The following is a 9,825-nucleotide window of genomic DNA, read 5'->3' on the forward strand; positions in this document are numbered from 1 at the left end:
GCCGAGCCCTGGGTCGAGCCCGGCCGCCACGACGCCGAGATCGAACGCCTGTTCGGCGCCGGCGGCCCGCTCGGCCCGGCGGTGGGCGACTACCGGCCGCGCCGCTCGCAGACCGACATGGCCAAGGCGATCGCCGACGCCATCGCCAAGCAGACCACCCTGATCGCCGAGGCCGGCACCGGCACCGGCAAGACCTTCGCCTACCTGGTGCCGGCGCTGATGTGGGGCGGCAAGACCATCGTCTCCACCGGCACCAAGAACTTGCAGGACCAGTTGTTCCTGCGCGACATTCCGACCGTGCGCGCGGCGCTGCAGGCGCCCGTCTCGGTTGCCTTGCTCAAGGGCCGCTCGAACTACGTCTGCCACTACCACCTCGAGCGCACGTTGCAGAACGGCCGCATGACTTCGCGCGAGGACGTCGGCAACCTGCGCGAGATCTCGCGCTTCATCAAAATGACCAGCTCGGGTGACAAGGCCGAGCTGGCGCGGGTGCCGGAGAACGCGCCGATCTGGAACCTGGTCACCTCGACCCGCGACAACTGCATGGGCGCCGAGTGCCAGTACTACCAGGACTGCTTCGTCATGAAGGCGCGCAAGGAGGCGCAGCAGGCCGACGTGGTGGTGGTCAACCACCACCTGTTCTTCGCCGACGTGGCGCTGAAGGACACCGGCGTGGCCGAGTTGTTGCCGTCGGCCAACACCATCATCTTCGACGAGGCGCACCAGCTGCCCGACACGGCGACCCTGTTCTTCGGCGACACCTTCTCCACCTCGCAGGTGCTCGAGCTGTGCCGCGACGTGCTGGCCGAGGGCCTGTCCAACGCCCGCGACGGCGCCGACTGGGGCAAGGTGGTCACCGTGGTGGAGAAGGCGGCGCGCGACCTGCGCCTGACTTTCTCGCAGGACATCGTGCGCATGTCGCTGGCGCAGATCGCGCCGTCGAGCGACTTCTTCCCGGCGCTGCAACATTTGAAGGACGAGCTGGACGGCATGATCGCCGTGCTCGAGACCCAGGCGGTGCGCGCCGAGACGCTGGAGCAGTGCCGCGTGCGCGGCGTCGAGCTGGCGCAGCAGCTGGCGGCGTGGAAATTCGACCCGAAGGCGCGCGTCACGCCGGGCGAGGAGGCGGTGTTCTGGGTCGAGGCCTACACCACCTCGCTGCAGCTGCACAAGACGCCGCTGTCGATCGCGCCGATCTTCAACGGCCAGCGCGAGGGCGTGCCGCGCAGCTGGATCTTCACCTCGGCGACGCTGGCCGTGAAGAACGATTTCAAGCACTTCGCCGAGCAGATGGGCCTGGCCGACGAGCCGGCGCGCAGCTGGCCCAGCCCCTTCGACTACGAGAAGCAGGGCATCCTCTACGTGCCGCAGAACATGCCGGACCCGAACTCGATGGGCTACATCGACGTGGTGCTGGACAAGGCGCTGCCGATCATCGAGGCGGCCGGCGGCCGCACCTTCCTGCTCTGCACCACCTTGCGCGCGGTGAAGCGGGCGGCCGAGCGCCTGCGCGACGAGTTCGCCAAGCGCGGGTTGCCGTATCCGCTGTTCGTGCAGGGCGACAAGGGCCGCACCGAGCTGCTCGACCAGTTCCGCAAGTCCGGCAACGGCGTGCTGATCGGCAGCCAGAGCTTCTGGGAGGGCGTCGACGTGCGCGGCGAGGCCTTGTCGCTGGTCATCATCGACAAGCTGCCCTTCGCCCCGCCCGACGATCCGGTGCTGGCGGCGCGCATCGAGGTGATGGAAAAGCAGGGCAAGAACGGCTTCATGCACCACACCCTGCCGGAGGCGATCATCAATTTGAAGCAGGGCGCCGGCCGCCTGATCCGCGACGAGGGCGACCGTGGCGTGCTGATGTTGTGCGATCCGCGCGTCATCTCCAAGCCGTATGGACGACGCATCTGGCAGTCCTTGCCGCCGTTCAAGCGCTCGCGCGAGGAGGCCGAGGTGCTGGAATTCTTCCGCAACCTGCCGCCGACGACGGCCGGAAACGCCGCCGCCAAAGATTCCGATTTGTAACTTCCGGTAGTATTTTTGGGGTTCTTCTCGGCGTACCGGAATGCCGGCCTTACCCCGCAAGCAAAGGGGTCTGACCCCGGATGGGGTCAGACCCCGGCTTCCGCGTCGCGGGGTAGGGGTAAAAAAACGGGGTGCCGACAGCAATGTCGGCGCCCCGTTTTCACGTCTGCACCGGTTCGGCGCCAGACATTCTTGCCGTGGAAGAAGCCCCCGCTTCAAGCCTGCGGCAGGATCACCACCTTGCCGGTGACCTTGCGCGCGGCCATGTCCTCGAGCGCGCGGGCGGTGTCGGCCAGCGCGTAGCGGGCCGAGATGCGCGGCTTGATCTTGCCTTCCGCCAACCAGCCGAGCAGCTCGCGCATGGCCGCCAGGTTGGCCTTCGGCTCGCGCTTGGCGAACTCGCCCCAGAACACGCCGACCAGCGAGGCGCCCTTGAGCAGGGTCAGGTTGAGCGGCAGCTTGGGGATCTCGCCGTTGGCGAAGCCGACCACCAGATAGCGGCCGCGCCAGGCGATCGAGCGGAAGGCCGCCTCGCTGTAGTCGCCGCCGACCGGGTCGTAGACCACGTCCGGACCCTTGCCGCCGGTGGCCGCCTTGATCGCCTCGCGCAAATCTTCCTTGCTGTAGTTTATGACGGCGTCGGCACCGTGCGCCTTGCACACTTCCAGCTTCTCGTCGCTCGAAGCGGCAGCAATGACGCGGGCTCCCAGCGCTTTGCCGATCTCGATGGCGGCCAGGCCGACCCCGCCGGCCGCGCCAAGAACCAGCATGGTCTCGCCAGATTTTAGCGCGGCTCTATCGACCACGGCGTGGTGCGAGGTGCCGTAGGTCAGGGTGATGGCGGCGGCGGTGTCGAAATCCATGCCGGGCGGCATCGGCATCAGGGCCTGCGCCGGCACCGCCAACTGCTGGCCGAAACCACCGGTCGCGGTAAAGGCGATGACCCGGTCGCCGACCTTGAAGCTGGTCACGTCGGGCGCCACCGCGCTGACCACGCCGGCCACCTCGCTGCCCGGGGTGAACGGCAGTTCCGGTTTGAACTGGTACTTGCCTTGGATGATCAGCACGTCCGGGAAGTTGACGCCGGCGGCCTGCACCTCGACCACCACCTGGCCGGCGGCCGGCAGCGGTGCCGCCAGTTCCTCGACGACCAGGCTGTCCGGCAGGCCCCAGGCCTTGCATACGATGGCTTTCATTTGTGTGTCTCCGTTCTCGTTTGGATGGGTGTGGCTGGAAAATAGTACGACCGTTTGGTTTTTCAATTATGCCTGAAATGGCGCCAGCGCAATCGGTGTTTTCATTTTGCTACGCATTTGCGCCGGCGCAAAGTGGCGGGGTAGGGGATTGTTAGAGTTGGTTAGTGCGCAGCATCGTGCCTGGAAAAGAAACGGAGGGATGTCATGGCGATCCGCTACGGCTGTTTCTTTAGTTACGCGCATGGCCGGCATGCGTTCATGAGCAAGTTCAAGAACGATCTGGTGGACGCCCTGAAGTGCTATCTGGAACCCCATTTCGATTCCGAGAGGGAGTTGTTTGTCGACAGCGAGCAACTCGGCGGCGGCGACGACCTCGACAGCCGCATCGCCACCGCCCTGTGCGAGAGCGTCTGCATGATCGTCATCTACACGCCGAAGTACGAGGCGCACCCCTACACCCGGCGCGAATTTGCCGCCATGCAATTGATCGAGGACGAGCGCAAGCAGTGGTATGCGCTGCCCAGCCACCTGATCATTCCCGTCATCATGACGCGCCACCCGCTCAGCCTGCCGCCGCAGATCACCGGCGGCATGTATGTGGATTTCTCGCGCTACACCCTGGCCACCGGCGACCTGAAGACCAATCCCGACTACCTGCCCGACATAGAGCGCATCGTGCAGCGCATCGCCGCCCACTACCATTGTCTGAAACGCTACATGCCGCCCGGGCATGATTGCAGCCGTTTCGTGCTGCCCGACATTCCGCCGGAATGGCGCGCCATTCCTCCCCCCCACTTCCCACGCTAAAGGTTCGCCATGGAACTCACCCGCCTGTCCCTGCCGCCGCTGACCGCGCCCGGCGAAGTCGTCACCTTCTATTCCTACAAGGGGGGCACGGGCCGCACCATGGCCCTGTCCAACATCGCCGTGCTGCTGGCCAAGCGGCAGAACGCGACGGTGCCGACCCTGATGATAGATTGGGACCTGGAGGCGCCGGGCCTGCACCACTACTTCCCGCAGCACGAGGAGGGCCCCGGCGTGTTGGAGTTTTTCGAGGCCTGCGGCGAGCAGTTGCAGCGCCGCCGTGGCGGCGGCGGCCAGGACGACGCCGAGCTGGCGCGCCAGGTGTTGGCCGCCATCGACTGGGAGCAGTACGTCTGCCGGGTCGACCAGAGCAGCCCGCTGTACCTGATGCGCGCCGGCCGCTTCGACGCCAGCTACGGCGAGCGGCTCGCCGCGCTGCACTGGGACACGCTGTTCGACGCCTGCCCGGCGCTGTTCCGTTGCTTCGCCGACAACCTGGCGCGCCACTTCCGCTACGTGCTGGTCGACTCGCGCACCGGCCGCAGCGACAGCGCCGGCATCTGCACCACCTTGCTCCCGCGCAAGCTGGTGGTGGTCTTCACGCCCAACCGGCAAAGCCTGGAGGGCGTGCAGGCGCTGGTGGCGCGCGCCGCCGCCTACCGCCGCAGCCACGAGGACGAGCAGCGCCAGCTGCTGGTCTACCCCTTGCCCTCGCGCATAGAGATGGGCGACAGCGAGCAGCGCGCCCAGTGGCGCCGGGGCGACGCGGCGCGCGGCATCGCCGGCTACCAGCCGATCTTCGAGGAGCTGCTGCGCGACTGCTACGGCCTGCAGCACGCCCTGATGGACAGCTATTTCGACGAGGTGCAGCTGCAGCAGACCAAGACCTTCGCCTACGGCGAGCAGCTGGCCGTGCGCATCGACCAGGGCGGCGACCGCTTCTCGCTGACGCGCACCTTCGAGGCCTTCCTCGAATGGCTGGCCGGCGGCTACTTCCCCTGGCAGTCGAGCCGCGAGATCCACCTGCTGGCCTCCATCGGCGAGGCGCGCCAGGCGCTCGAGGACGGCAGCCCGCGGGCCCAGTCGCTGCCGCTGGCGCGCGACCTGAACCGGCTGGGCGAGCTGTACCGCCGCGAGGGCAAGGCCGGCCAGGCCGTGCATTGCTTCGAGGAAAGCATGAGCCTGCGCCAGCGCGTGCTCGGCGAGGACCATGTCGACACCCTGCTCAGCAAGAGCAACCTGGCCGGCCTGCTGCGCCAGCAGGGCCGGCTCGACGAGGCCGAGTTCCTCGAGCAGTGCGTGGTCGAGGCGCGCGCCCGCCAGCTCGGCGCCGAGCACCTCGACACGCTGGCGGCGCGCGGCAGCCTGGCCGCCACGCTGGCCTTGCGGGGCGACAGCGGCGCCGCGCTGGCGATCCAGGACGCGGTGCTCGAGGCCTACCTGCGCCTGCTCGGCGGCGAGCACCTGCTGACGCTCGAATGCAAGGCGGCGCGCGCCGAACTGCTGGCCCTGCGCGGCGAGCTCGAGGCGGCGCGCGACGCCCAGCAGCAGGTGGTGGCGGCGCGCAAGCGCCTGCTCGGCGCCGAGCATCCGGACACGCTGCGCGCCAAGTCGGCGCTGGCGCGCACCTTGGCCCAGCTGCGCCAGTTCGAGGCGGCGCGCGGCCTGTTCAGCACCGTCGTCGAGGCGCGCACCCAGCGCCTGGGCGCGGCCCATCCGGAGACGCGGGCGGCGCGCCAGCAGCTCGACGAGGTGTTGCGCCAGCTGGGCGAGGCGGCCAGCGTGCGCGAGCTGTGCCAGCAGTTGGAGGGCCCCGACTACAGCGCGCTGGCGCAGCTGGGCGAGCTCGACGAGGTGGCCGGCCTGCTCGCCGAGCGGCCCGAGCCGGTCGAGCTGGGCGGCGCGGCGCCGGCGCCGGGGCGGCGCCGCTGACGCGGCGCGGCCGGCGCCGCCGCACCGGCGCCGCGCTTTTCCCGTCGGCAATAAATTTATCTGCCGGCGGGGCCGCCGGTTCGCGCTTCCGGCCATTGCTTCGGTTAAAATCGGCGTATGAGAATCCTAATCAGTAACGACGACGGCTACCTCGCCCCCGGCATCAACGCCCTGGCCGAGGCGCTCGCCGCCGTGGCCGACATCGTCGTGGTGGCGCCCGACAGCAACCGCTCCGGCGCCTCCAACTCGCTGTCGCTGGACCGGCCGCTGTCGGTGCAGCGGGCGGCCAACGGTTTCTACTTCGTCAACGGCACGCCGACCGACTGCGTCCACGTCGCGCTCACCGGCATGCTCGACTACCGGCCCGACCTGGTGGTGTCGGGCATCAACAACGGTCCCAACATGGGCGACGACACGCTGTACTCGGGCACCGTGGCCGCCGCCACCGAGGGTTATCTGTTCGGCATCCCGGCGATCGCCTTCTCGCAGGGCTCGCACGGCTGGGAGCACATCGAGGACGCCGCCCGCCTGGCGCGCGACATCGTGCTGCGCCAGTTCGACACGCTGGCGCGCCCCTACCTGCTCAACGTCAACATCCCGAACCTGCCCTACGAGCGCTTCGGCCCGGTGGTGGCCACCCGGCTCGGCCGGCGCCACCAGGCCGAGCCGGTGATCCGCGCGCTCGACCCGCGCGGCAATGAGATCTTCTGGATCGGCCCGCCCGGCGCCACCAAGGACGCCGGCGCCGGCACCGACTTCCACGCCGTCGCCCGGGGCCAGGTCTCGATCACCCCGCTGCAGATCGACCTGACCCACACCACCCAACTCGACGCGCTGGCAAGGGGCCTGGCATGAACGACAAACCGCGCAGCTTCCCGCTGCCGCTGTCCTCGGTGGTCGACAAGGCCAAGAAGACGGCGCTGTTCGCGCCGGTCGCCACGCCGCAGACGGCGACCCAGAACGCCGCGCTGAGCGCGGCCCAGCAGGCCGCCCGGCCGGGCGCGGCGCAGGCCGGCCCGGCCGCCCGCGCCGGCGGCGCCGGCGCCTCGCCGTCGAAGTCGCACGGCTACGCCATGGAGCGGGCCCAGCCGGCCGCCGCCGCCGCGCCACGGCAGAACCCGCTGGTGTCCGAGGCGGTGCGCCGCGCCATGGTGGCGCGCGTCGCCAAGCAGGGCGTCAAGGACCAGCAGGTGCTGGCCGCGCTGGAGACGGTGCCGCGCCATCTGTTCATGGAGGAGGCGCTGGCCTCGCAGGCCTATATCGACGCCTCGCTGCCGATCGGCCACCACCAAACGATCAGCCAGCCGTACATCGTGGCGCGCATGATCGAGGTGATGCGCAACGGCGGCACGCTGCGCCGCGTGCTCGAGATCGGCACCGGCTGCGGCTACCAGGCGGCGGTGTTGTCGCGCGTCGCGCAGGAGGTGTACTCGATCGAGCGCATCAAGCCGCTGCACGAGTTGGCCAAGAGCAACCTGCGGCCGTTGCGCGTGGCGAACCTGCGCTTGCACTACGGAGATGGTATGCTTGGCCTGCCGCAGGCGGCGCCCTTCGACGGCATCATCCTGGCCGCCGCCGGCCTGGAGGTGCCGCGCGCCCTGCTCGAGCAGCTGACCATCGGCGGCCGCCTGGTGGCGCCGGTGGGCGCGCGCGCGCAACATTTGGAATTGATCACCCGCACCGGCAAGGCCGAGTGGGTCAGCGAAACCCTGGAAGACTGCCACTTCGTCCCGCTGCGGCCGGGCACGGCCTGAGCCGGCCCGGCCCGGCCGCGGGCGACCAGATAGACCTATTAAGATGAGAATGACTAATAAAAGTTCCCTGCTTGTTCTGAGCATCTCGCTGGCGCTGTTGAGCGCCTGCAGCACCACCCCCAACCAGGCGCCGGTGGTCGAGCGCAACGCGCCCCTGCCCAAGCCGTCGACGCCGAGCGAGGACGCGCAGCGCGGCCGCGACGAGCGCGGCCTGTACACCGTCAAGAAGGGCGACACCTTGCTGCGCATCGCCCTCGAGCACGGCCAGAACTACCGCGACCTGGTCAGCTGGAACAACCTGGCCAACCCGAACGACATCAAGGTCGACCAGGTGCTGCGCGTGCTGCCGCCGGACGCCGGCGCGGCCGGCGTGCAGACCTCGGCCATCGTCATGCCGCCGGCCGAGAGCAAGCCGGCGCCGGCCGCGCCGGTGCCGCGCAAGAGCGGGCCGAAGGCCGACAAGCGGGCCTATACCGACGCCGCGCTGGCCGAGCTGCAACGCCCCGACGGCGACAACGGCAAGCCGGCCACGGCCGCCGCGCCGGCCCCGGCCGTGGCGGCGCCGAGCGCGCCGGCCGCCGCCGCGCCGGCCGACGACGAGAAGCTGAGCTGGATGTGGCCGTCCGAGGGGCGCGTCGTCGCCACCTTCGACGAGGGCAAGAACAAGGGCGTCGACATCGCCGGCAAGGCCGGGCAACAAGTCGTGGCTGCCGGCGCCGGAAAAGTCATGTACGCCGGCAGCGGCATTCGCGGATATGGTAATCTCGTCATCGTGAAGCACAGTAACAGCTTGTTGTCGGCCTACGCGCACAACCGCAGCATCGTTGTGAAGGAGGGGCAGAGCGTCAACAAGGGACAGATGATCGCCGAAATGGGCGATTCGGACGCCGACGGCGTCAAGCTGCACTTCGAAATCCGGCAGCAGGGCAAGCCGGTGGACCCGTCGAAATTCCTGCCTAACCGTTAGCGACCATGACCCATATGCCGCCCGACCAGATGGATGACGATTCGGCACCGGAGGAGTTCCCGGACGAATCGAGCGATGACCTAGCCGTCGACGCCATCGAAGCGGGCGAGGGCGAGGCGCCGGTCGAGGTCGGCGCCGTGCTGGAGAGTGTCGACGAGTTGAAGAAGGTGCTGGCGGCCGAGCTGTCGACCGACACCACCCAGCACTACCTGAACCAGATCGGCACGCGCCCGCTGCTGACGGCGCCGCAGGAGGTCCACTTCGCCACTCTGGCCAAGCAGGGCGACTTCAAGGCGCGCCAGACCATGATCGAGCACAACCTGCGGCTGGTGGTGTCGATCGCCAAGCACTACATCAACCGTGGCGTGGTGCTGCTCGACATGATCGAGGAGGGCAACATCGGCCTGATGCGCGCCATCGACAAGTTCGAGCCCGAGCGCGGCTTCCGTTTTTCCACCTACGCGACCTGGTGGATCCGCCAGAGCATCGAGCGGGCCATCATGAACCAGGCCCGCACGGTGCGCCTGCCGGTGCACATGGTGCGCGAGCTGAACCAGATCCTGCGCGGCAAATACCACCTCGAGGCGCTGCACCACAACGGCAAGGACGCCACCGCCGAGGACATCGCCGAGCTGGTCGGCCGCCCGGTCGAGGAGGTGCAGGACATCCTCGCCCTGTCCGAGCACGCCACCTCGCTCGACGCCCCGCTCGACAACGACCCGCAGTCCTCGCTGATGGACATGCTGCCCGGCGACGCCGAGGACAGCCCGGACGCCCGCGCCGAGCACCGCGAGATGACGGTGCTGGTGCGCGACTGGCTGACCAAGCTGCCCGACAAGCAGCGCATCGTCATCATGCGCCGCTTCGGCCTGGACAACGACGACCCGGCCACCCTGGAAACCCTGGCCGAGGAGATGGGCGTGACGCGCGAGCGGGTGCGCCAGATCCAGCAGGAGGCGCTGGTCAAGCTGAAGCGCGCCATGGCGGCGCGCGGCGTGGTGCGCGACTCCCTGCTGTAAGCGACGCCTGCGCTTTCAGCCAATCCAAGCGGCGCAAACCTAGGGTCAGACCCTAATGCCGTTGACTTAAGCAATCGATAGCGGTTGTAAACGCGTTTTCGTTGTGTTAACTTCTCGGCATGATGCTATCCGAT

8 protein-coding genes are annotated in these 9,825 nt (G+C 68.7%); 7 read left to right on the forward strand and 1 reads right to left on the reverse strand.

The genetic code is table 11. The features are described from left to right. The first annotated feature begins 39 nt into the window (after positions 1-39). Positions 40-2,019 carry a DNA repair helicase YoaA gene (gene yoaA / locus BM252_RS13265; protein ID WP_093388120.1) on the forward strand — a complete coding sequence of 660 codons (1,980 nt, stop codon included), beginning with the start codon at positions 40-42 and terminating at the stop codon, positions 2,017-2,019. A gap of 215 nt (positions 2,020-2,234) precedes the next feature. Here yoaA and BM252_RS13270 read toward each other — a convergent pair whose 3' ends face one another. Next, a complete protein-coding gene (locus BM252_RS13270; RefSeq protein WP_093388066.1) occupies positions 2,235-3,215 on the reverse strand; it encodes an NADPH:quinone oxidoreductase family protein in 981 nt (326 codons plus the stop codon). A gap of 204 nt (positions 3,216-3,419) precedes the next feature. Between BM252_RS13270 and BM252_RS13275 the strand changes: the two genes are divergently transcribed. The 6 genes from BM252_RS13275 (at position 3,420) to rpoS (ending at position 9,691) form a co-directional block, all read left to right on the forward strand. Continuing rightward, positions 3,420-4,022, forward strand: a complete 603-nt coding sequence (locus BM252_RS13275; protein ID WP_093388068.1) for a toll/interleukin-1 receptor domain-containing protein — start codon at positions 3,420-3,422, stop codon at positions 4,020-4,022. Positions 4,023-4,031: 9 nt separating this feature from the next. Continuing rightward, positions 4,032-5,951 (forward strand): KGGVGR-motif variant AAA ATPase, encoded by a 1,920-nt coding sequence (locus tag BM252_RS13280; protein ID WP_093388069.1) that lies wholly within the window; start codon positions 4,032-4,034, stop codon positions 5,949-5,951. Positions 5,952-6,068: 117 nt separating this feature from the next. Continuing rightward, the gene (gene surE, locus BM252_RS13285; RefSeq protein ID WP_093388071.1) at positions 6,069-6,806 is read left to right on the forward strand and encodes a 5'/3'-nucleotidase SurE; all 738 of its coding nucleotides are present in this window, start codon (positions 6,069-6,071) and stop codon (positions 6,804-6,806) included. After that, positions 6,803-7,705: a protein-L-isoaspartate(D-aspartate) O-methyltransferase gene (locus tag BM252_RS13290; RefSeq protein ID WP_093388072.1), complete on the forward strand. Its 903-nt coding sequence runs from the start codon at positions 6,803-6,805 to the stop codon at positions 7,703-7,705. Before surE ends, BM252_RS13290 begins: the two co-directional genes overlap by 4 nt. Before the next feature lie 49 nt (positions 7,706-7,754). Further along, entirely contained in the window at positions 7,755-8,672 is a 918-nt protein-coding gene (locus BM252_RS13295; protein ID WP_093388074.1) for a peptidoglycan DD-metalloendopeptidase family protein, read from the forward strand. A 5-nt stretch (positions 8,673-8,677) separates the two neighbouring features. Beyond that, positions 8,678-9,691, forward strand: a complete 1,014-nt coding sequence (rpoS, locus tag BM252_RS13300; protein WP_093388075.1) for an RNA polymerase sigma factor RpoS — start codon at positions 8,678-8,680, stop codon at positions 9,689-9,691. Positions 9,692-9,825 lie beyond the last annotated feature (134 nt).

This window comes from Rugamonas rubra, from assembly GCF_900114705.1.
GTDB lineage: Bacteria > Pseudomonadota > Gammaproteobacteria > Burkholderiales > Burkholderiaceae_D > Rugamonas > Rugamonas rubra.

What these genes read in the sequence shown, in the direction of transcription:
- BM252_RS13270 (WP_093388066.1), bottom strand. Translation starts at nt 3,215, where the DNA reads ATGAAAGCCATCGTATGCAAGGCCTGGGGCCTGCCGGACAGCCTGGTC.
- BM252_RS13275 (WP_093388068.1), top strand. Translation starts at nt 3,420, where the DNA reads ATGGCGATCCGCTACGGCTGTTTCTTTAGTTACGCGCATGGCCGGCAT.
- BM252_RS13280 (WP_093388069.1), top strand. Translation starts at nt 4,032, where the DNA reads ATGGAACTCACCCGCCTGTCCCTGCCGCCGCTGACCGCGCCCGGCGAA.
- surE (WP_093388071.1), top strand. Translation starts at nt 6,069, where the DNA reads ATGAGAATCCTAATCAGTAACGACGACGGCTACCTCGCCCCCGGCATC.
- BM252_RS13290 (WP_093388072.1), top strand. Translation starts at nt 6,803, where the DNA reads ATGAACGACAAACCGCGCAGCTTCCCGCTGCCGCTGTCCTCGGTGGTC.
- BM252_RS13295 (WP_093388074.1), top strand. Translation starts at nt 7,755, where the DNA reads ATGACTAATAAAAGTTCCCTGCTTGTTCTGAGCATCTCGCTGGCGCTG.
- rpoS (WP_093388075.1), top strand. Translation starts at nt 8,678, where the DNA reads ATGACCCATATGCCGCCCGACCAGATGGATGACGATTCGGCACCGGAG.